This window comes from Vagococcus sp. QWL-13 (genome assembly GCF_058683555.1).
In genome coordinates, this window is record NZ_CM178746.1 from 578,961 (window position 1) to 601,318 (window position 22,358).

Annotated in this window: 20 protein-coding genes, 1 riboswitch and 1 other annotated feature; of the genes, 16 read left to right on the forward strand and 4 right to left on the reverse strand. The window is 37.6% G+C overall.

The genetic code is table 11. The features are described from left to right. The first annotated feature begins 82 nt into the window (after positions 1-82). The 5 genes from AC4PHI_RS02810 to AC4PHI_RS02830 all read left to right on the forward strand — a co-directional run bounded on the left by AC4PHI_RS02810 (position 83) and on the right by AC4PHI_RS02830 (position 5,912). Positions 83-1,795 carry a phospho-sugar mutase gene (locus AC4PHI_RS02810; RefSeq protein ID WP_492201524.1) on the forward strand — a complete coding sequence of 571 codons (1,713 nt, stop codon included), beginning with the start codon at positions 83-85 and terminating at the stop codon, positions 1,793-1,795. 68 nt (positions 1,796-1,863) lie between these two features. Then, entirely contained in the window at positions 1,864-2,190 is a 327-nt protein-coding gene (locus AC4PHI_RS02815) for an ArsR/SmtB family transcription factor (protein WP_492200807.1), read from the forward strand. Between the two features lie 305 nt (positions 2,191-2,495). Then, positions 2,496-4,073 carry a peptide chain release factor 3 gene (locus AC4PHI_RS02820; RefSeq protein WP_492200808.1) on the forward strand — a complete coding sequence of 526 codons (1,578 nt, stop codon included), beginning with the start codon at positions 2,496-2,498 and terminating at the stop codon, positions 4,071-4,073. Between the two features lie 226 nt (positions 4,074-4,299). Beyond that, the gene (locus AC4PHI_RS02825) at positions 4,300-4,503 is read left to right on the forward strand and encodes a hypothetical protein (RefSeq protein ID WP_492201525.1); all 204 of its coding nucleotides are present in this window, start codon (positions 4,300-4,302) and stop codon (positions 4,501-4,503) included. A 419-nt stretch (positions 4,504-4,922) separates the two neighbouring features. Next, positions 4,923-5,912, forward strand: coding sequence for a hypothetical protein (locus AC4PHI_RS02830; protein ID WP_492200809.1), 990 nt, complete (start codon positions 4,923-4,925; stop codon positions 5,910-5,912). A gap of 338 nt (positions 5,913-6,250) precedes the next feature. Here AC4PHI_RS02830 and AC4PHI_RS02835 read toward each other — a convergent pair whose 3' ends face one another. After that, on the reverse strand, positions 6,251-6,766 hold the full coding sequence (locus AC4PHI_RS02835) for a DUF6933 domain-containing protein (protein ID WP_492200810.1): 516 nt from the start codon (positions 6,764-6,766) through the stop codon (positions 6,251-6,253). A 297-nt stretch (positions 6,767-7,063) separates the two neighbouring features. Here AC4PHI_RS02835 and AC4PHI_RS02840 point away from each other — a divergent pair, with 297 nt between their 5' ends. The 5 genes from AC4PHI_RS02840 (at position 7,064) to AC4PHI_RS02860 (ending at position 10,941) form a co-directional block, all read left to right on the forward strand. Beyond that, positions 7,064-8,206, forward strand: a complete 1,143-nt coding sequence (locus tag AC4PHI_RS02840) for a recombinase family protein (protein WP_492200811.1) — start codon at positions 7,064-7,066, stop codon at positions 8,204-8,206. After that, on the forward strand, positions 8,207-8,632 hold the full coding sequence (locus AC4PHI_RS02845; protein ID WP_492200812.1) for a hypothetical protein: 426 nt from the start codon (positions 8,207-8,209) through the stop codon (positions 8,630-8,632). 147 nt (positions 8,633-8,779) lie between these two features. Then, positions 8,780-8,926, forward strand: coding sequence for a hypothetical protein (locus AC4PHI_RS02850; RefSeq protein ID WP_492200813.1), 147 nt, complete (start codon positions 8,780-8,782; stop codon positions 8,924-8,926). A 13-nt stretch (positions 8,927-8,939) separates the two neighbouring features. Further along, positions 8,940-10,058 (forward strand): hypothetical protein, encoded by a 1,119-nt coding sequence (locus AC4PHI_RS02855; RefSeq protein WP_492200814.1) that lies wholly within the window; start codon positions 8,940-8,942, stop codon positions 10,056-10,058. Positions 10,059-10,074: 16 nt separating this feature from the next. Further along, on the forward strand, positions 10,075-10,941 hold the full coding sequence (locus AC4PHI_RS02860; protein WP_492200815.1) for a GIY-YIG nuclease family protein: 867 nt from the start codon (positions 10,075-10,077) through the stop codon (positions 10,939-10,941). Positions 10,942-11,373: 432 nt separating this feature from the next. Here the strand turns inward: AC4PHI_RS02860 and AC4PHI_RS02865 are convergent, their stop codons facing one another. Both AC4PHI_RS02865 and AC4PHI_RS02870 read right to left on the reverse strand, forming a co-directional pair. Beyond that, on the reverse strand, positions 11,374-11,847 hold the full coding sequence (locus AC4PHI_RS02865; protein ID WP_492200816.1) for a helix-turn-helix domain-containing protein: 474 nt from the start codon (positions 11,845-11,847) through the stop codon (positions 11,374-11,376). A 422-nt stretch (positions 11,848-12,269) separates the two neighbouring features. Further along, a complete protein-coding gene (locus AC4PHI_RS02870) occupies positions 12,270-12,788 on the reverse strand; it encodes a hypothetical protein (protein ID WP_492200817.1) in 519 nt (172 codons plus the stop codon). A gap of 461 nt (positions 12,789-13,249) precedes the next feature. Here AC4PHI_RS02870 and proS point away from each other — a divergent pair, with 461 nt between their 5' ends. After that, positions 13,250-14,692, forward strand: coding sequence for a proline--tRNA ligase (gene proS, locus AC4PHI_RS02875; protein ID WP_492200818.1), 1,443 nt, complete (start codon positions 13,250-13,252; stop codon positions 14,690-14,692). 255 nt (positions 14,693-14,947) lie between these two features. Beyond that, positions 14,948-15,463: a DUF308 domain-containing protein gene (locus AC4PHI_RS02880; RefSeq protein WP_492200819.1), complete on the forward strand. Its 516-nt coding sequence runs from the start codon at positions 14,948-14,950 to the stop codon at positions 15,461-15,463. A 173-nt stretch (positions 15,464-15,636) separates the two neighbouring features. On the opposite strand, the gene rlmD is transcribed toward AC4PHI_RS02880, so the two are convergent. Then, on the reverse strand, positions 15,637-17,013 hold the full coding sequence (gene rlmD / locus AC4PHI_RS02885; RefSeq protein WP_492200820.1) for a 23S rRNA (uracil(1939)-C(5))-methyltransferase RlmD: 1,377 nt from the start codon (positions 17,011-17,013) through the stop codon (positions 15,637-15,639). 211 nt (positions 17,014-17,224) lie between these two features. Beyond that, positions 17,225-17,481 (forward strand) — a binding site (T-box leader). 51 nt (positions 17,482-17,532) lie between these two features. Between rlmD and AC4PHI_RS02890 the strand changes: the two genes are divergently transcribed. The 4 genes from AC4PHI_RS02890 to AC4PHI_RS02905 all read left to right on the forward strand — a co-directional run bounded on the left by AC4PHI_RS02890 (position 17,533) and on the right by AC4PHI_RS02905 (position 22,323). After that, entirely contained in the window at positions 17,533-19,200 is a 1,668-nt protein-coding gene (locus AC4PHI_RS02890) for a peptide ABC transporter substrate-binding protein (protein ID WP_492200821.1), read from the forward strand. Positions 19,201-19,578: 378 nt separating this feature from the next. After that, positions 19,579-19,676: riboswitch (purine riboswitch) on the forward strand. Positions 19,677-19,765: 89 nt separating this feature from the next. Then, positions 19,766-20,347 carry a xanthine phosphoribosyltransferase gene (locus tag AC4PHI_RS02895; RefSeq protein ID WP_492200822.1) on the forward strand — a complete coding sequence of 194 codons (582 nt, stop codon included), beginning with the start codon at positions 19,766-19,768 and terminating at the stop codon, positions 20,345-20,347. A 2-nt stretch (positions 20,348-20,349) separates the two neighbouring features. Continuing rightward, on the forward strand, positions 20,350-21,681 hold the full coding sequence (locus AC4PHI_RS02900) for a nucleobase:cation symporter-2 family protein (RefSeq protein WP_492200823.1): 1,332 nt from the start codon (positions 20,350-20,352) through the stop codon (positions 21,679-21,681). A 168-nt stretch (positions 21,682-21,849) separates the two neighbouring features. Beyond that, positions 21,850-22,323 (forward strand): nucleotidyltransferase family protein, encoded by a 474-nt coding sequence (locus AC4PHI_RS02905; protein ID WP_492200824.1) that lies wholly within the window; start codon positions 21,850-21,852, stop codon positions 22,321-22,323. Positions 22,324-22,358: the final 35 nt, after the last annotated feature.

Sequence of the window (22,358 nt, forward strand, 5' to 3'; positions counted from 1 at the left end):
CTGTGACAATCAGATTTTTAAAACCAGTTGTTCATGATATAATAGAGAGGTAGAACTAGAAAAAATGACTGGAGTTGAGGAAATGGACTGGGGAGAGACGTATAATTTATGGTTGGAGTTTCCAAATTTACTGCCGGAACTAAAATTGGAACTGGACGAAATGGCAAATGATGAAGCAAAGGTAAAAGATGCTTTTTATGCACCATTAGAGTTTGGGACTGCGGGAATGCGCGGCATCATCGGTGCTGGAATCAATCGAATGAATATCTATACTATTCGACAAGCAACGGCTGGATTGGCACAGTTGATTGTGGATAAGGGAGAGGAAGCAAAAAAACGGGGCGTAGTGATTGCCTACGATTCGCGTCATAAATCTCCAGAATTTGCCATGGAATCAGCAAAAGTTCTGGCTCACTATGGGATCAAGGCCTATGTTTTTGAAAGCCTTCGTCCTACACCTGAGCTGTCTTTTGCAGTGAGAGAATTAAATGGTATTGCAGGCATCATGATTACCGCCAGTCACAATCCCAAGGAGTATAACGGATATAAAGTTTATGGCGAAGATGGCGGGCAAATGCCTCCTGCAGATGCAAACACGGTTATTTCTTATATCAGAAAAATCGACAATCCGCTGACTGTTCCTCACGGAGAAGAAGGTCATGAGCTGATTGAAATGATTGGAGAAAAAATCGATGCTCTTTATTTGGATGAAATGAAAGCAGTGACCGTCGATCCTGAATTGATCGAGCGGGCAGGCAAAGATTTAAAATTAGTGTATACTCCGCTGCACGGTACAGGAAGAATGCTGGCTGAAAAAGCATTGACCCAAGCGGGATTTGAAGAATTTTCTATCGTGCCTGAACAAGCTGAACCGGACCCGGATTTTTCTACGGTGGTTTCGCCTAACCCGGAGGAATATTCAGCCTTTGAGTATGCTATCAAATTATCCGAAAAAATCGGTGCAGATGTACTGATGGCGACTGACCCCGATGCAGACCGTTTAGGCGCCGCAGTTCAATTAGCCGACGGGGAATATAAAATCTTATCAGGGAATCAATTAGGCGTGCTGATGATTGATTATCTGCTGAATGCCAAAAAAGAAAAAGGGATTTTGCCGGAAAATGGTGTGGTATTAAAGTCAATCGTGTCCACAGAGATGGCGCGGGCGATTTGTGAATCTTACGGTATTAAACTAGTAGACGTTTTGACAGGCTTTAAGTTTATTGCTGAAAAAATCGAAGAATATACAGTCAAACAATCTCAAACCTTTTTATTCGGCTTTGAAGAAAGCTATGGTTATTTGGTCAAGCCTTTTGCCAGGGATAAAGATGCGATTCAGGCGTTGGTTTTACTTGCGGAAGTTGCCGCATATTATAAGGAAAAAGGTTTATCCTTGTATGATGGTCTGATTTCCCTGTACAAAACTTACGGCTACTACGATGAAGAAACCATTTCAGTTACAATGCCGGGAATCGAAGGACTGGAAAAAATCAAAACCTTGATGGAAAACACCCGCAAACTAGGTATGGAAGGCTTTGGCGGTATTAAAGTATCTGTCACGGAAGATTATTTGACGGGCACTCGAACACATCTTGACGGAAAAATAGAAACCATCGACCAGCCTAGCTCTGATGTATTGAAATATTATTTAGCTGACGGCAGTTGGGTCGCTATCCGCCCATCCGGTACGGAGCCTAAAATCAAATTTTATATTGCAGCCAAGGGATCTACCCATGAAGATGTGGCTGAAAAAATCGATAAAATCAAAGAAACAATTGAGGAATTGCAGAAATAATTTTTCTCTACCGGGACAGATGATAATATGAATAGACGATTAACTACGAATGCAGAGGATGTGAGAAAATGCCGGCGGACGAAATAGAGCTGCACCCTACACCGCAATTAATCGAGGCAGTTAGTAAATTGTATAAAGCGTTAGGTGACCCTACACGTTTGAAAATTTTGACGGCTTTGACCGAATCGGAATTAAATGTAAGTACGATTAGCGAGAGGATTGGTTTAGAACAATCAGCAGTTTCTCACCAGTTAAAAGTTTTGCGAACCAATCATCTCGTTGCTTCCCGCAAAGAAGGGAAAACAGTCTATTATTTTCTGGATGATCACCATGTAATGGAAATTTTAGCTCAAACATTCAAGCATGTTGAACATAGCAGGAAACAGTCAGACTAAAAACCAATATTGATTCTTTATCAATCACAAAAACACGGGGGAGTTTTTCATGTTCCACGTGTTTTTTGTTGTCTGGAAATCTTTCCTCCGGTTCTTCTTCGTGATATACTAGCTTAGGTGAATTTTTTACGTTCATAGGCTATGGGGAAAGATATGGTGAGAGATTTGTTCCAGTCTATCGGGGTGGAAGATAATTTCAAAGAATTTTTAGCTGACTCTTATCAATCCAACTTCCTCATGAGTAGAAGAAATATTTAATGAATAGATGCAAGAATAAATATCGGTGTGAAATTAAAGGAGACAACATGAAAACACATTTAAAGGAAGATGTAAATATTAGACGCACATTTGCGATCATCTCTCACCCTGACGCAGGGAAGACGACCATTACTGAAAAATTGCTGCTTTTTGGCGGTGCGATTCGTAATGCCGGGACAGTCAAGGGGAAAAAATCAGGCCAGTTTGCCAAATCGGACTGGATGGAAATCGAAAAACAAAGAGGTATCTCTGTCACGAGTTCGGTGATGCAGTTTGATTATGAAGGGAAACGGGTGAATATTCTGGATACGCCGGGACACGAGGATTTCTCTGAAGATACTTATCGGACGCTGATGGCAGTGGATGCCGCAGTAATGGTAATCGATACAGCGAAAGGAATCGAAGCTCAAACGAAGAAATTGTTTCAGGTGTGTCGGATGCGGGGAATCCCGATTTTTACGTTTATGAATAAGTTGGACCGGGATGGTCGGGAGCCTTTGGATTTGCTGGAAGAGCTGGAAGAAGTTTTGGAAATAGATTCCTATCCGATGAACTGGCCGATTGGTATGGGAAAAGGTCTGGAAGGGATTTACGATATTTTCCATCACCGGATTGAATTGTACCATCCGGAAAAATATGACGGGGAGCGTTTCGTTTCATTAAATGCTGGGGGAGAAATCGAAGGAGACCACGCCTTGGCACAAGACAGTATTTACCGTCAAGTTTTGGAAGAAGTAGAGCTGGTCAAAGAAGCCGGCAACCAGTTTGATGAAGAGTTGGTGGCAGCTGGCGAATTGACCCCAGTGTTCTTCGGCTCAGCATTAACAAATTTTGGTGTTCAGACATTTCTGGAAACTTTTTTGACATTTGCTCCGCAACCTTCTGATCATGAGACGCAAGATGGACAAAAAATCAGTCCTTATGAGGAAGATTTTTCAGGTTTTGTTTTTAAAATTCAAGCCAACATGAATCCTGCTCACCGTGACAGAATCGCTTTCGTTCGTATTTGTTCGGGAGAATTCACCCGGGGGATGGATGTGATTTTGCAGCGTACCGGCAAGAAATTCAAGTTGGCCAATGTGACTCAGTTCATGGCAGACACACGTGAAAATGTTGAAAATGCTGTGGCGGGGGATATCATCGGTTTGTACGATACCGGTAATTATCAGATCGGTGATACGCTTTATACTGGCAAGCTGAATATCTCTTATCAGGAATTGCCGCAGTTTACGCCAGAATTGTTCATGAAAGTGACCGCTAAAAACGTATTGAAACAAAAATCATTCCACAAGGGGATGGCCCAACTGGTTCAGGAAGGTGCTATCCAGCTGTACCGCACGTTCCATACGGGGGATTATATCATTGGTGCTGTGGGGCAGCTGCAGTTCGAAGTGTTTCAGCATAGAATGCTGAATGAGTATCACACAGAGGTCATCATGACGCCTATGGGCAATAAAACTGCCCGCTGGATCGACCCTGAGGATCTGGATGAAAAAATGAGTTCCAGCAGGAATATTTTAGTGAAAGACCGTTTCGACCAGCCGCTGTTCCTATTTGAAAATCAGTTTGCCATGCGTTGGTTCGCAGACAAGTATCCGGATGTGGAATTGAAGAGTTTGTTGTAAAATGATTGATGTATCAGCGTTTATGACGGGTAGTTAGTAGTTGGATAATTATAGATGCGTTGGTTTGCATGAAGTCCTTTTTTATCAAAAAATGATAAGAAGGGGCTTTTTTATATGAAATGGGATGAAATTATTTTGGAATTTTGCTTAGATATTACGATAAAGAGATTTCGAAATTAAACAAATGTTTGTAGGTGCCAAAAAATATCCATATAAGTATATTGTAATGCGCAATGTCGTGATTTTGATGTTGATGATTGAGTGTGGTCTTTGGGTTAGTGAAGTCTGTGAAATCAACGATGAAGATATTATAACTAATCAAATTCTTATTAAAAATTCTAAAAACAATAAAGACAGAGCAGTCGTTATTAGTCCAATTATAAAAAAAGAAATATGGGTTGGTTGTAGGAAATCGATTAATTATAAGTGATCTAGCTTCCAGACTAAATGGAAAATCAATTTGGCAAATAATGCAAGAAATAAAGAAAAAATGATATCCGAGGATGCGTTAGATTTTCAGGTCATGCAATAAGTAATTTTACAGGTAGGATAATTGTCTCCTCTAAAATAATATGTATTTTTTTGAGGAGGCTATAAGGGTATTTATTGATTGTTCTAGCTTTACTATAGAAAGAGAATGAAAATCACCGAATCAATGCGCATTTTTTATTTTATGTCATAGGAGTTGTCGCCTATTTTATTTTGAATTCAATGGCTAAGCTTTTTGTCTTTAATGTTCATTTTCTAGGTAGTATCGTATAATAGGATTAGTTCATCTGTAATTATTTAAAAATAGTATTATACGAGATATACTGAAACAAGGTTTAGGATTCAGTGAGGAGGGGTGATATGGAAATCACTTATACATTAGAAGGACGAGTGACAGGCAACAAAAAATTAAAAAGAGAAATTTGGGGTTTGTTCAAAGAGAATCTTTCATTGGGAAAAGATAAGTCTGAAGAATTATATGATGAGTTATCTACGATTGGCGTGTGGGATAGTGGTTATGTAAATAGTTTATTGTTTCTTTATTTGAAGTATAAAAATATTGACCAAGAATTATCGATTCAAGAGGAGCGATTTGTAAAATATTATATTTTGACAGAGAATGGCTGTGTGTGGGTAGAAGACAAGCCATATTTAGCTGAATATGTGAATTTCAAGGAAAAAGAATTGGAATCTATGTTTGAACCTGCGGAATCTGACAACGAGCAAAATAGAAGCTACACGATCAGGAAAGGTAAGAATTATCTTAAGTATAAAGAAAAAGCTGATGAGGCACTAACTAAAATGGGTTCTCTACACTCAGTTAGCTTAGATGAAATGTATGAGAATTTTCAAAATAATATGGGTCATAAGATATCTGTGTATTTTGATGTGAAAATAGATTGGTCTGAAGATATTAAGCAAGATTTATTGGCTGAGGACTTATCAGATGTTTTTGAAATGATACAAGAACTTTATAAAAAAAATCCTGAAAATGATAATACATTTGTGTCAGAAGTCATGAAAAATTGTGATAATAAAGAGTTTGTTAAAAATAATATTGAAAGAATTTTAGAGAGTGTCGACTACGGCATTGATGATATTTTTTACCGAATAATGACGACTTATGCATTAAACATCTTATTTAAGAATTCTTTTGGAAAATTGTTGCTCTTAACTTATTTTAAAAATATGAATCGTAATTATAATCATTGGCACATCTTAGAGAAAAAAAAGATGCACAATGAAATAAAAAAATTCATCACATTATTGAAAAAAAGTTTAATTGATAGTTCCAACGATAGGGAAATAAAAAACTATTATAAAAAATACCATCTTGGTTGGTGGGATTGAGGAGAAAATAAGAATCTCGCAAATATTTAGACCAAGACCATGTATATCAAGCTTTGTTGAATATATCAGAATAAAGCAAAAAAAACACCTCAGAAATGAAAGTTAGTGGATAATTCATCACAAATTTTTCTTCGTGTCATTTTTGAGGTGTTTTTTTAAAATCAGGGTTTGAAAACGTTGATTTAAAAACAATCTGTCTTTTTTGTCAACAAGGAGAAAAACCTTGATTTTACAGACTTTTTCAAGGGCCGATTTTTAAGTGTGTTTTGACGAAAATTTTGAGATAATAATTTATGACTTTTCAAAACACAAAAAAATTTTATTGAGTAACAAAAAATCTACGATAATTTGTTTAACTCCCTTTCAACCAGTTCAGTGCTGATTGAATAACTTGGTGTTAGACTACGATAAGGCATACCGGCAAGAAGTTTCATTGCTTTAAGTTGTAAAATAGTATTAAAATCAATATTTTTAGGAGAATATTGAAGTTGTCTAATTATATTATTATTGATGCTAATGAGGGAGCGATTATAGTCGGATGAAAGTTCCATTCTGCCAGCTTTTAGGAAATATTTTTTTATTTGAACTGAAGGAACACGACTGAAGCTAAAGACCTCTTCAATGCCTAACTTGATATAATCAGGTAGGTATTTTTTGTTTTTCACATTAATATCTGCCAAAACTATAGGGGAATAGGTTAAATCATTGACTAGTACTAAAATCTTTTTCCTGTTTAAATTGAAATAGTTTGCGTGCCAAGAATAGAAAGAACGATTGTCATCCAGTTTATGATGTTGCGAGTCGGGAAATGAAGTAAATAGTGGCAGTGACTTTTTAGTTGGGATAATAAGCATAGTATCCTCCTGAGCGGTTTTCTTTTATTATAGCAAGTTAAACGTAAATACAACTATTTATTTATCTTTTTTAGAAACAATAGATTCTAAAAATTTTCAAATTAAAGATAAAAATTTTTAAAAATTGAATGAACAAATTTGGAGATGAATAATTTAGACACTAATTTTTATTTTTTTAGGCGTATCTTTAATTTAAAAGATATTTTATCTGTGAAATTCCTTCAAAATAGTTAGTATTTTATTGGAAATATTCGTATAATCAGACTGTAGGTTTTTCAATTTGAGGATGTGAAGAATGTGGTGAAAAGCAGAAAAATTTCTGGAAAGGAGAAGAAAGTTACCAAGCAACAGAAGAAAATAAGGGAGGCATTTAATTCAGAAAGAATAGTAGAAGTAATTCCTGCAACAATCAGTGAACCTCAATTTCAAAAGAAAAGAGTAGCAGCATATTGTCGAGTTAGTACCTATGCTGAATCACAGTCTGGTAGCTTTGAGTTACAAATTCAAACATATCGGGAGAAAATAATTAACAATCCCGAATGGCAATTGGTCGATATTTATGCTGATAGAGGGGCATCGGGAACGACTATCAAAAAAAGAGATAATTTTAATCGAATGTTGAAAGATTGCCGATTAAACAAGATTGATTTAATCATTGTCAAAAGCATTAGTAGATTTTCAAGAAACACGTTAGACTTCATATCAATTCACAGAGAATTGAAAGCGTTATCAAATCCGGTAGGTGTCTTTATTGAAGATTTAAATATGAACACATTAGATGCAACAAGCGAAACACACTTGTTAATGCTCAGTATTGTAGCCCAAGCAGAAAGTGAACAAAAAAGCGAAGCAATCACTTGGTCAATTATTGAAAGATTTAAAAAGGGACTGCCGATTATTCCTACCCATAATCTTTTAGGATATACAAAAGATAAGTTTGGAACCATAATCATTGAAGAATCTGAAGCTGAAATTGTTCGTTTAATTTATCATAGTTTCTTAAATGGAATTAGAGCAATTGATATTGCTAATATGTTAAATGAAAATCATATTCCAACAGTAATGGGCAATAAATGGAAGTCATCATCAGTTTATAGGATATTAAGGAATGAAAAATATTTTGGGCATGTTATCATGCAAAAAACATTTACAGTTGATTGTTTTACTCACAAGAAAAGAATCAATCGAGGAGAAAAACCACAATATCTTTTAAAAAATGGTGTACCAGCTATTGTTTCTGAAGCAGACTGGCTGTTAGTTCAAGAACTTTTATTAAACCCTAACAAAGGAATAAGAAAGAAAGTATCTAAAGCAATTGAAAAACCTAAAATGTTTGTTTCTACTATTAAATCTGGTGCATTCAAGGGGTTTATCGTGATCGATGTAAAATGGACAAAGGAACAGATTAATGAAATATTACTGAAAGGAGAAAAAAACTAAATGACAAAGTTAACTTTTGATGAATATAATTTTGAAGTAATTAATGTCGAAAATTCGGGAAATAATTTATTGACAATAAATAAAAATTCAGTGACTTTTGATAAGTCAATTGCGGAAAGTTTAGGTTATTCAAGTCATGTTAAACCATTAGTGGATAGGGAACAAAGAGTTTTTGCAATTCAAGCATGTAAAGCTAGTTCACTGAAAGGAATACCATTTTCTAAGCCAGCAAGTCAACAAAAAGGTAGTGTCAAGCTACAATATAGTGCGATTAGAAATGTATTGAGGGCATTAATGGAAGATGAATGGAAAGATGAAATGAGATATCAATTTAAAGGGACGTTTATACCGGAACACAAAGCTATGGTATTTGACTTAAATAATTATGAAGAATTACCTCCTTTTAAACCTAGAAATTTGAAATAAAATTAATTATATTGAATAATGGTTTATTATCTTTAACTAAAAGACGAGTAGTTGTAATAGTTCTACTTGTCTTTTTTTATTTCCCATGACTTATAGAATGCTGATTAATATAATGGAAAAGATAAGATTAAAATTAGGAGTTGACAAATGGATACTCGGTTGATGAAACAAATTAAAGACATTTTAAAAGAGTTCCCTCAATATTGGGATGGAGAAGAATTGCAAAGACCTGTAGTTATTGAGGACTTGAAGAGTTATGATGCACTATTAATTTCTGCATTACTACTTGGCTAATTTAGAGAAATCCATGAATGCAGTGAACTTAATTACTGCAAATGATGAAACAGTTCGTGTCTTGTCAACCAGACTTAAAAATGCTTTTAAGAAGAGTAGTGTATATAAACAAGGAAATTTATTTTTGAATGAAAGTCGTAAAACGACACCAGAAGACTATAACTCTTTAGATAAGTTTACGATTCCTAAAGAATGGGTGGTGGAGTATATTGGCTCTACACTAGAAGTCAAATTTCAAGAAAAACAAACTCAAGAACAGATTGAAAGACATGAACAACCTTTGATTGTAGATAGAAGATTTTTTAAAAAAGGATTGCAACGAAATTCTTTTTATCGATTTTCTAATCTAAAAAAATATTTACCCATGTTGCAATCAGTGGAAGAACTTCTAACTAGTGAGCAGTATTTTAAAGGTGTCTCTATTTTTGTTTCTTTACCAAAAGAGCAATCAGTTTCTGATTTAAATGCACATGAGAAGTTAGAAATTATTGATAGATTTTTAGCGTTTTGTGAGGACAAAATAAGACGGAACTACAAGAAAGAGATTGGATTGAAAGTGTTCAAACCAATGGCTGTTCGAGAGGTTCTAAAGGATTATGAAGTAGTTGTGCCAAAATTTGAAACAGGTCTGCTTGTTACCCAACGAATCGAAGAGCACGACACGAAGGGGAAAGATTGGTTCGTTTACACTAACGCTATTGTGAATGATATGGAGTTTGATTTAGTAAAGTTGATGGGAAGTTTTATTGACGAGCTAGAGGCGAAGTACTCAACTGTGTATTTAATACGTAATGATGAAAAAGCAACTCGATTCAAATTAACTGAGTTTGACGGTCCGAGGGGGTTCATGCCAGACTTTATTCTTTATTTAGAAGATAATGAATTTATTTATCAAGTTTATATTGAACCAAAAGGTGAGCATCTAGAATCTAATGATGCTTGGAAACAAGAAATGCTATTGGCCATCAATGGGGACGATATAGAAATTATCAATGAAAATGATACTGTCAGATTGATAGGAGTTAAGTTCTACAATTACAAAAACCATAGAGCGTTCGTCAATGATTTATCTGAAAAAATTAATGATGGCAACTCTTTAGATGGAAAAATAGAGTTACTACTGGATAATTAACAGTAAGGAGTAGTGTATGAAAAAAAATCCATTTACAATACAAACTTTTTTCCCAACTGGTGATACTAGAAGTTTTCAAATCAGTCATATTCCTACCAGAACGATTCAGTCTATTTTGATTCCTCGTGATGAGCTGAATCAGGCAATAAAAGACCGAAATGAGTTGAATTACAACGGGTTATATTTCTTGTTTGAAGAAGATGGGTACCTTCAAGCTAATGCAGAAACGATGGTTTATATTGGTGAAAGTGAAGATGTTGCTGAACGCTTAAAAAGTCATGCTGTTAAAAAAGAGAATTGGACAGTTGCGATTGTTTTTACGACCAACAGCAGTGTGAATCAGTTAAATAAAGCTGATATTAAATATTTAGAAAACTATTGCTATCAAAAAGCATTAGAAGCTGATAGATATAAATTACAGCAGAATATTCCAAAAAAATCTTTCGTAACTGAATCAAGAGAAGCCGATTTGATAGATATATTTAAGTCTGTCTCTACACTTTTGTCTTTTGCAGGGTATCCATTATTCACTCCTGTTGTGAACGAACAGGATTCAATGACTAATCAAGAGCTGTTTTATCTAAAAGCTCGTAAATCAGATGCAACAGCTATATTTTCTAAAGATGGCATGACTGTTTTGAAAAATTCACAGGTTTCGCCGTCAGCAGAAACAAAAGGATTTAGGAGACAGAAGTTATTGAAACAGTTGACTAATTCTGGAGTGATTAGCGAAAAGGGTGTATTTTTGAAAGATTATACATTTACTGCTCCATCAACTGCTGCTGATATTGTAGCAAAAGCCTCATACAATGGTTGGACGAGCTGGAAGAATAAGAATAATCAAACACTTGATGAAGTCACAAATAGAAATAATGAATCATAGGAGCATTGTTATCGCAAATTTATCAGGGAAAATTCTAATTGATTTATTTAGCGACAATTCGATGCAAATTGAATAACAAATTTCTAAACAGAATTTCAGTTGCTTTACTTAAAAAAGTAGTTCTTTTTGCTGAATGTAAGGAGTGGGGCAGCTGATAAATGGAAGTGAAATAAGGTCAAACATCGGGAGGGTTTGTAGGGAAAAAGCCATTGATATTTAAAGATAATTATTGTATGATATGGACCAATAAAAAAGGACTTCTAATCTTTTAACAATTCTAAATTTATATCATTAATTATCTGGAAATATTAATACATCAACCTTTTACGCCCGGAGGACTTAGATGAAAAGATGAGTTCCAGTCGGAATGTTTTATTGAAAGGTAGAATTTTATAAGAAAAGAGTATGGTAAAGTGGACCATACTCTTTTCTCTATTTTTTCAAAACGGCCACCAAATACCGTATACCTGTCACTATAAAAACAATGATACCTGCAAATAAAAAGGCAAATCCAATGGGAAGCAAATAAAAATTCTCATGCAGGACTCCAGCCGAATCAATATATTCAACGGAATTTGCTTTTATGAATAATAATAAAAAACCTAGAAATAACAAAAAGGTTCCTATGATGGTAGATATGAGGTTAAGTTTTGCTCGTCTTGTCTCACTGCCATCCTTAATAAGTTTTTCTGTCATGTTGTTCACCTGTGTTCCTCCTAAAATTAATTCATCAAGTGAAAGGTGAAAAATTTTAGCAATCATTATCAACATTTCTAAATCAGGGAGATTTCTGTTGTTCTCCCAGTTTGAAACGGCTTGTCGAGTGACATTTAATTTATTGGCGAATTGTTCTTGTGTCAGTTGATGCTTTTTACGAATTTCTTTTATTTGTTCTCCAAATTCCATTTTTCATTTCCTTTCGTTGATGTGTTTTTATCATAGAAAAAACAGCTATGTTTTTCAAGGAAGCACGGCTTGCATACCAATAAAACAAGGGACAGCACCTCTTGCTTTTTTATGTTTTTTCATTACAGTGCCGGAAAATAAATATTAACATATAAAATTTGGAATGGTAAGGCAAGACAATCTAAATAATGAAAAGTTATAGTTTTTTTATTGAACGCAATTTGATTTTAAAAAATTTTGTCAAAAGTCGTTTGAAAGGCTTCTTTAAAAATCTAGTAAACTCATAGCTGGTCTATACAGAATGTTCACTTTTTCTGTTTTGCGGCACAGCTATATCCTATATCTTAATGAATTTTAGCCATCCTTTCTTTCAAATCAAAAACACTCTCGAATTAGTTTTCGCGAGTGTTTATACCCAGTTTTTATTCAGAAACAGCTTCCTGATCGCTGTCCTCAATCTGATCTGTGTCTTCTTGTGTGATAATAAAGTTGATGACCTCGGACTGGTCGGGATTGAGAAAAATCGTTTGGAGCTTGATATCAGGATAAAGTCCTTTCATACTATCGATGACTGGTTTCATTGCTTTGACCATGACCGGTCTCAATGCCTCGGTATCAACAGCCATCTCTTGATTTTGAGCGTAAGTATAGGTATAAATAATAGTATTGTTTTCTCCTTCAGAAATGCTGAGATCAGAATACATATCTCCCATTTGATTCATCATGCTGGGGATTTGTGATTGAGCAGCTTCAATCATTATTTTAAAACTATTTGTGCTGTCTAAATTTAATTCAGACGTTGCTTCTGTCTCCTCAGATGACTCCGCCTTAGAGACATTTTCTATTTTCTCTGCCTTTTCAGGAGCGCCTTTACTTGAACAGGCAGTCAAGTTGAAGACAGAAAAAGCAAGTAATAATGCGGTAATACCCTTCTTTTTCATGGATAACCTCGTTTCTTTTTTTATTAGTACAATGTTTGGGAAATCCCAAGACTTATTATACATTAACGCCCGTTGTTAATACTAGGGTTTAATGAAAAAATAATCTCAGAAAATCATCAGCCTACCCGGCCGTTTTTGTTTAAATGACATTTTACGGTTCACTTAGCTTTTTCATAAATCAGTTTGACTTCTTTTTTTTTAGATGATATAGTTTGAACGTAATGGCGAATAATTTTGCCGTGCTTTTCGGATTAGTAAAGGACCGCTTAAAGATTACAGAAAAGAAATCATTGCTGAGAGATTTCGTCTAGGAGCCCTTGAACCTGCCGAAGTATTATACAGGTCTGATACCTCTATCATCATTTAAGTCGTAAAGTCAACATACTTTGAAACAAGGTGGTACCGCCGCATCAGGTCCTTGTACAAAGTATGTTTTATTTTTTTATAAAGGAGATTGGAAAATGTCGAAGCAAGAATTTGTCAAAGAAATCACAAAACGGGACGATGATTTTGCCCAGTGGTATACGGATATCGTATTAAAAGCAGAACTGGCTGCCTACTCCAGCGTTAAAGGAAGCATGGTATTGCGTCCTACTGGTACAGCTTTATGGGAAAATATTAAACAGGTCATCGATACACGGTTGAAAGAACTGGATCATGAAAATGTGATGATGCCTCTTTTGATACCGGAACATTTGCTATTGAGAGAAGCCGAGCACGTGGAGGGATTTGCCCCCGAAGTGGCTTGGGTGACTCATGGAGGGGAAAGCGAACTTGCGGAACGTTTGGCAATCAGACCCACGTCAGAAGTTTTATTTGCGGAACATTTTAGAGACATCATTCATTCCTATCGGGATTTGCCGAAACTTTATAATCAATGGGCCAATGTCGTCCGCTGGGAAAAAACAACGCGTCCATTTTTGCGGACCACAGAGTTTTTCTGGCAGGAGGGGCATACATGCCACGAAACCTTTGAAGAAGCCGATAAGGAAGCCCGTCAAATTTTAGAAGTCTACCGTGAAGTGTGCGAAGAATATCTGGCAATTCCAGTGATTCAAGGGAATAAAACCCAAAGCGAAAAATTTGCCGGAGCGGTAGAAACTTACACCAATGAAACGTTGATGTATGACGGGAAAGCTTTGCAGATTGCCACATCTCATCATCTAGGAGATAATTTTTCCCAAGCTTATGGAATCTCCTATTTGGATAAAGAAGGCAAAGAGCAATTCGTCCAGCAAACATCATGGGGAATCACCACCCGCTCTATCGGCGGCATGATTATGGTCCACGGAGACGACAGAGGACTAGTGATGCCGCCTAGAATCGCACCGACACAAGTGATGATTATCCCGATTGCCCAACACAAGGCAGGTGTGCTGGACAAAGCTTACGAGCTACTGGCGGGATTAAAAGAAAACTTTAGAGCGAAGATCGACGACAGCGACAAAAAACCAGGCTGGAAATTCAACGAATGTGAGATGAGGGGGATTCCAGTCCGGATCGAAATCGGTCCGCGGGATATTGAAAATCAGCAAGTCACCGTGGCTCGCCGTGACACATTGGAGAAAGTAACATTCCCTCTGGATGAAACATTAAACGACAATATTCAAAGTCTAATGGATGATATTCATCACACAATGTTTGAAACAGCTAAAAAGCGTCAGGACGAAAAAACTCATCGTGCGGAAACAAAAGAAGAGTTTATCAAACATATTAAAGCAGGGGGTTTTGTTATTGCCCCTTGGTCTGGTGAAGAAAAGGTTGAGGAAGAAATCAAAGAAGAAACGGGAGCGACCCCCCGCGTGATTCGTTTTGAAGATCAATCGTTAGATTTAAGCGGGATGAAAGATATTTGGAATGGCGCGCCTGCCAAATATATGGTTCACTGGGCAAGAGCGTACTAAAATCCAATTTTTTAAGACAGTTAATCAACGAGCTCCGGCAGGGTGTTTGCTTGCGGGGGCTTTGTTCTTTTATATGCGGATTCTTTCTCTTGGCAACTGTTATCAGAAGATTTCTGTCTAAACAACATCGTTGGTAGTCTTTGTTGTTCTTTGGAGTGTTTTCATCTCTTCTTCAAAAAAAAGCCAAACAAACTTCCTGTGTTTTTATTATTTTTCAGTTATAATAGGGACAAAACTATGAGATGGGATGACAAAATGAAAAATTTGTTAGCGTCTTTAAAAAAATACGTGTTGCTTCAAGGACTTTTTTATCTGCTTTTTGGGATTATTATCATGCTGGAGCCCGGGGCTACAATGAATATTTTTATCAAAATTATCGCAGGTTATTTTTTAGTGACAGGTCTGATCAGTATCGTCCGCGGGATAAAATATAAGGAAGAGGTCCTATATTCGCGGATGTCGCTCATGGGCGGCGTGTTGTACTTGCTTATTGCCGGTGTGGCTGTACTTTTTATGAGAACTTTAATCGGACTGCTGCCGATATTGCTGGGGATTTTTATTATTGTGAACAGTATCAACAAATGGGTCTATCTTAATCAATTTCAAATGGCAGAAAAACGTTCTTATGTCTATATTGGCGTCATGATCGCTTTAGGGATTATTTTGCTTTTCAATCCTTTCGGTGCGGTGTTAGTTGCCTTTCGAATATTTGGGGCTATTTTGATTGCCATGGGGATTGCTGAGTTGTGGAATTATTTTACCTATCGCTAACTGATAAGACAAAAAAATATTGCCCTTCCTGATACTAGACAGTTTGTCTGGTTGGAGGAAGGGCATTTTTCTTTTAAGCTGTTCCTGTTTTTTTATTGCTTCATTAATATCCTTTGTTTTGATACGTTGCTGAATATGTTGCTTTCAATCAGTGTTTTCTTGTGATTGCAGCATTAGGCTTTCAAGGTCAACTTTGCGACCACTTCTGCCCGCGCAGTTTGAGGGAACATATCCACAGATTGCAGATACTCTACTTGATATCTCTGAGTCAATCTCACTAAATCCCGGGCTAAGGTAGACGGATTGCATGAAATATAGACAAGTTTTTGGCTGGGGAATTTGAGCAGGGTGTCAATCAGTTTATTATCCAGTCCTGTGCGAGGGGGATCCACAACGATGCCGTCAGGTTTGAAACCATCTTTCAACCAAATCGGGATAAGAGTTTCAGCTGTTCCCACTTCGTATAAAGTGTTGGATACACCCAAATTCAAAGCATTTTTTCTGGCATCTTTAATGGCAGCGGGGATTGTGTCCATACCCCGGACTTCTTTTACTTTCTTTGCAAGACTCAAACCGATGGTGCCCACACCGCAATACGCATCGATGATCCGGTCGTCAGCCTGGGCGTCAAGAGCTTTTCTGGCTTCTTGATATAGCACTGCCGTCTGGTCAGGATTCAACTGGAAAAAAGCCCTTGCCGACAAGTCGAAATGGATATCGCCCAATGTTTCAGCCACACTTTCTTTGCCCCAGAGATGAATCGTTTCTTCACCCATCACGATGGAACTTTTAGTTGGCTGGATGTTTTGCATAATGGAGACGAGTTCGGGACACTGTCTGCAAAGCTCCGCAATCAGAATGTTTTTCTTAGGCAATTTTTTACTGTGGGTGATAAACACCAGTTGTGTTTCCCCCGTGTTGATTCCTGTGCGGATCACCAGGGTTTTCACGATCCCGCTGTTGCTGCGTTCATTGTAAATCGGTACTTGAAATTTATTTAATAAATCTACTGCGATTTTGAGGACGTTCATAGTCGCCGGCTGCTGCACCAGACAATCAGAAATTTCTACCAAGTGATGGGAGTTAGGCTGATACAAACCGGCAATCACCCGTCCTTCCTTTTCGCCTAACTGGAACTGAAGTTTGTTGCGGTAGTTCCACGGGGCGGTCATCCCTATGGCGGGCAGGAGCTTAAATTTTTGATAGCCTTGTGGTTTATATTTGGCTAAGGACTGTCTGACGATATCAACTTTAAATGAAAGCTGTCCAGAATAGGAAAGATGTTGCAGCTGGCAGCCGCCGCACTGTTCGTAAATAGGGCAAGGGGGAACGACCCGCTCTGGTGATTGTTTATGAACTTCGATTAATTTGGCCTCGACAAATTTTGGGGCAGATTTTGTGATTTCAGCAGATACAGTTTCATTAGGCAAAGCTCCCGGCACAAACACCACTGTCTTTTGATAGTAACCGATGCCTTCTCCATTGATGCCTAGTCTTTTGATGGGCAAGGTGATTTTTTGTTTTATTTTTAAAGAATGTTGAGGTTTCATCGTTCTCTTCCTTTTTATGTTTGTTCTTACCCACGATTTTAACACAGGGAAAATTAAAATAAAATCAAAGGAACGTCTTCTCGTAATTTTAATGTTGGTTGAAATCATTGAGAAATTTAGCTGAAAGGCCGAAAAAGTTTCTGCAAAATTATTTTAGAGGTTGACAATGGTATTTTAACTTTATATAATGAGTTTCAAATAAGATATCTATGAGAATACCGTGAGAAGGTAAGTACATTATTCAAGAAGATTTTGACAGAGAGCCTCAGGAGCTGAAAAGAGGTAAAATCAAAGAGATGGAAAATGGCCTTTTAGTATTTATTTTTCGAGTCGATCAGATGATTAGAAAAATACAGGAGTGCCTGTTACAGCACTAAGACATATGCATAAGTGCCGTGTCTGACGAGCGGGCGATGAACAGTCGCCAAAAAAGGTGGTACCACGAGAAGAGTTATTCACGTCCTTTATCCGTTATATTCGGATGAAGGGCGTTTTTTATATTATAAGGAGGGATCAGTAATGAAGAAAAAATTGTTAACAAGTATTATTTTCGCCAGTGTGGCATTATTGTTAGGGGCATGCGGCGGAGGTTCCGGAACAGGAACTACAGATATATCAAAAGAAGAGGATGCTAAACAGGGAGCCAAGGCTTCCGAGCAAATAATTGAGATTGGGGTTCCGACAGAAATCGTGACCGTGGACACAATCCAAGCCACAGACAAGAATACTTTTACAGTGCTTCATCAAATTTATGAAGGACTCTATCGTTTGGATCATGACAGCCAGCCAGTACCGGCAATCGCTAAAGATGTGGCTATCAGTGATGACGGAAAAGAATATGTGTTCACTTTGAGAGAAGATGCGAAGTGGAGCAATGGGGAACAAATCACTGCAGCAGATTTCGAGTACTCCTGGAAAAAATTAGTTGATCCGGATACAGGGGCACCTAATGCCTATCTGCTTGATAATGTAGAAAATGGGTTGGCTGTGCGTACCGGAGAACAGCCGGTAGATGACCTAGGCGTGTCAGCGCCCGAGCCTGACCAGTTCAAAGTCGTTTTGGAACAGCCCCAAGCTTCATTTTTAACTCTGTTATCCATTGTTTGGCTGGCACCGCAAAATCAATCCTATGTGGAGGAACAAGATAAAGATTTCGGCAGCGACAGCGAACACGTGCTGTACAACGGTCCGTTTATTTTGACCGATTGGGAACAGGGGAGCGATACTTGGACATTGAAGAAAAATCCTGAGTATTATGACGCTGACCGGGTCAGCTTGTCCGAAGTCAGAGGCGAAACCATGAAAGAAGAAAATACAGGCATCAACTTGTATCAGTCAGGTGATATAGATTTGACGAAAATCAGCGGGCAGTATGTGGCGGAATTACAAGATGACCCGGGATTTGTCAGTCATTCGGATATTGCCAACAACTTTATCGATTTTAATCAGAAAGAGGGCACTCCGCTGGCCAATGTTCATCTGCGTAAAGCCATCAGCTTGGCGATCGACAAGGAAGCACTGGCTGAAAATGTTTTGAACGACGGAGCTAAACCCTTGAATGGTTTGATTCCACATGATTTGTTTACCAATCCTGATACCAATGAAGATTTCCGTGCATACAGCGGGGAGTATGCGTTGTATGATGTGAAAAAAGCACAAAAAGAGTGGAGCGAAGCACAGAAAGAACTTGGAAAAGAAGTGACTCTGCCTTTACTGGTCTCTGATGATGACAGCGGGCGCAAGGTATCTGAGTACGTGCAAAATCAACTTGAAGAAAACCTTGACGGGTTGAGTATCGAGATTCAGCAACAACCAAAAACAAACGTCAACCAGTCGCGCCGGGAAAAAAATTATGAATTGTCGATTTCTGGCTGGCTTGCCGGGGACAATAGCTTGGATATTTATTTCAACTTATATGTGACAGACTCTGCTTATAACTACGGAGAATACTCCAATCAAACCTATGATAAGTTGACAAAAGCGGCAAAAACAGTGGATGCCAATGATGTGACAAAATTATTTGAAGATTATAAAGAAGCCGAAAAGATTTTGCTGGAAGAAGATGCCGCACAAGTACCATTGTACCAAAGTGCTTCAAACTACTTGATCAATCCTAAAATCAAACAAATCGGCTACCCGTCTTACGGTTGCTATTTCTATTTAGGGGATGCCTACGTGGAAGAATAAATTGCCAATCAAAGTACTCACTCGGTGGGGGAGGACGGCTCTACAATATTTTTTATGGAAAATCCCTACACCCAATTTTTTACGGGATGAGAAAATTTTGACAGACAATTTGAATTTATCTCCTTGGCAGCAGTTGGAGATATAATTATCGAAATAATTTGTGAACACAGCAAGAAATAGTAAAAAATAGTATAAAACAACCGCCCTTGGCATGATTAACCATGTCTTGGGCTTTTTTTTGCTAGAGAGATAATTTATAATAAAGTGTCTATATATAACAGTCATTTGAAGATAATCAAACATTTTTTTGGCAACACTAACTTTTTTTATGTAACCGTTTTTCACTTGTTGCTATTTTATAAAATTAAGAGATAATAGAAGTATCCGATTTTTATAACTTGTATATGGTCAAAATAAGGTTGACTGTCTCTACCCGGCACCGTAAATGCTGGACTATAAGTAAAAAAGAGCTGACGCTCCCTTTTTTGCTTTAAAAAAGGGTTTTTTTTATTTGTGACCGTTGATTGAAATTGGAGTAGACTGAAATGAGGAAAGGGAGAAATACATGAAAGAACTTGTAAACAGAATAGAGAAAGATGGTCGAATTCTAGGTGAAAATGTTTTAAAAGTTGACAGCTTTTTAACACATCAAGTCGACCCTTTATTGATAAAACAGGTAGGATATTGTTTTGCGGCTCATTTTGCTGAAGCGAAGGTCACAAAAATCGTCACGCTGGAAACATCGGGCATTGCTCCGGCAGTGTTTGCGGCAGAAAAATTAGAGGTACCTTTGATCATTGCGAGAAAATCCAAGAGTTTGACGATGAAAGAAGAATTGTTGACGTCATCTGTCTATTCTTTTACTAAACAGGAAACCAATCAGATTTCTATTTCCAGCAAATTTTTATCAAAAGAAGATCACGTACTGATTATTGATGACTTTTTGGCCAATGGTCAGGCGGCGAAAGGTTTGATAGAACTTTGCTCCCAAGCTGGAGCCACAGTGGAAGCGGTGGGAATCGTGATAGAAAAATCTTTCCAAGAAGGAAGACAATTGATTAAAGATATGGGTATCAATGTTATTTCTCTGGCAAGAATTGCTTCATTGGGTGATGGAACTATCAGCTTTCTGGAAGGAGATGCCTAGTCATGACAGAAAATAAAAATCCAGCCTTAGTTAAAACATCTGATGATGTCACAACTGCTCAAGCAGCAGTTTTAGGAATCCAACATTTATTGGCTATGTATGCCGGTGCAGTGGCTGTGCCGTTATTGATTGGTCAGGCGTTGAATTTTACGCCGGAACAAATGACTTATTTAATTTCTATTGATATTTTTATGTGCGGGGTTGCCACACTTTTACAGCTAGTTGTCACTAAATATTTCGGTATCGGCTTGCCGGTCGTGCTAGGGTGTGCGATTCAAGCAGTTGCTCCGCTAATCATGATTGGCAGCAACAAAGGCATCGGAGCTATTTATGGTTCGATTATCGCAGCAGGTGTAGTCATCGTACTGATTGCCGGAACGTTTTCAAAAGTAAAAAAATTATTTCCTCCGATAGTGACTGGGACAGTCATTACAACCATTGGATTGACTTTAATTCCTGTGGCCATCGAAAAAATGGGCGGCGGCTCAGCAGCAAGTAAAGACTTTGGCAGTTTGGAGAATTTAGGATTGGCTTTCTTCACCATTATTTTAATTTTGCTGACACAGATTTTAGGCAAAGGATTTGTTCAATCGATTTCTGTCTTAGTTGGCTTAGTAGGCGGGACGCTTTTAGCTGTTGCTATGGGGTTGGTTTCCTTTGATATCATCAATGAGGCGCAATGGGTTCATGTGCCTCAACCGTTTTATTTCGGCAAGCCGATTTTCGATATCTCCTCAATTATTTTGATGGTCATTATTTCCATTGTAAGTATGGTGGAATCTACTGGAGTTTATTTTGCTTTAGGAGATATCACAGGAAAACATATTGGCGAAGAAGAGTTGAAACGTGGGTACCGGGCAGAAGGACTGGCTGTCATTCTTGGCGGGATATTCAATACTTTCCCATATACTGGTTTTTCTCAAAATGTGGGATTAGTGCAGTTGTCAGGAATCAAAACCCGCAAACCGGTATTTTTCTCTGCAGGATTCCTAATTATTTTGGGTTTGCTGCCAAAAATCGGGGCGATGGCTCAGATGATTCCAGAGCCTGTATTAGGTGGCGGTATGCTGGTAATGTTCGGCATGGTAGCAGTACAAGGGATGCGTATGCTGGCAAAAGTTGATTTTAACAACGATAAAAATTTATTAATCGTGGCAGTTTCTATCGGCTTTGGTTTAGGTTTTGCCATCATGCCTGAGCTGTTTCAAAAAATGCCTGAAACCATCAGCATGTTTGCTGGAAACGGTATTGTGATGAGCAGTTTGATTGCTATTGTTTTGAATGTTAGTCTAAATGGTTTGTCTTCAGACGAAGAAATCAAAGAAGTAGCATAGAAAAAAACAAATTTAAAGAACGTCATCTTAGGATGGCGTTTTTTTGTATTTTCTAAAAAAGTGCGTGAAGAGCATCTTTTTCCGCTGTATCAAAACTTATAAGATTGTTCGGCTGTTTCCCCGGCAACTCTTTGGTAAAATAGAAGTAAAGAAAGTGGAGATGATCTCTTGGACAAAGATGCTTTTATTTCCCTGTTGACAGCCGACCGGGATATTGTAAGGATATTGGAAATTATCGAAACATTGGAATTACCTCAAGCTTGCCTTTGTGCGGGCACGATTCGTACCCATGTTTGGAATACTTTATCGGGAAATGCCAGCAGTTATTCAGGAGATGTGGATGTGGTATTTTTCGATTCTGAAATCAGTCTTGAAGCAACAACAGCCATAGAAAACCATTTGAAGAAACATTATCCGAAATTTGATTGGGAAGTGAAAAACCAAGCTCATATGCATTTATTTAACGGCGCCTCACAACCCTATCTTAACGTAGCTGATGCGTTGGGGAAATTTCCGGAAATATGTACAGCTGTGGGGATTCGAAAAATTAAAAATGATTTCGAGCTGATTGCTCCTCATGGTATAGAGGACCTTTTAAAGTTTATTGTGAGACTCACCCCGTATTTTTTGGCATCTCCGTAGCGAATGGAGCAGTATCGTCACAGACAAACAAATAA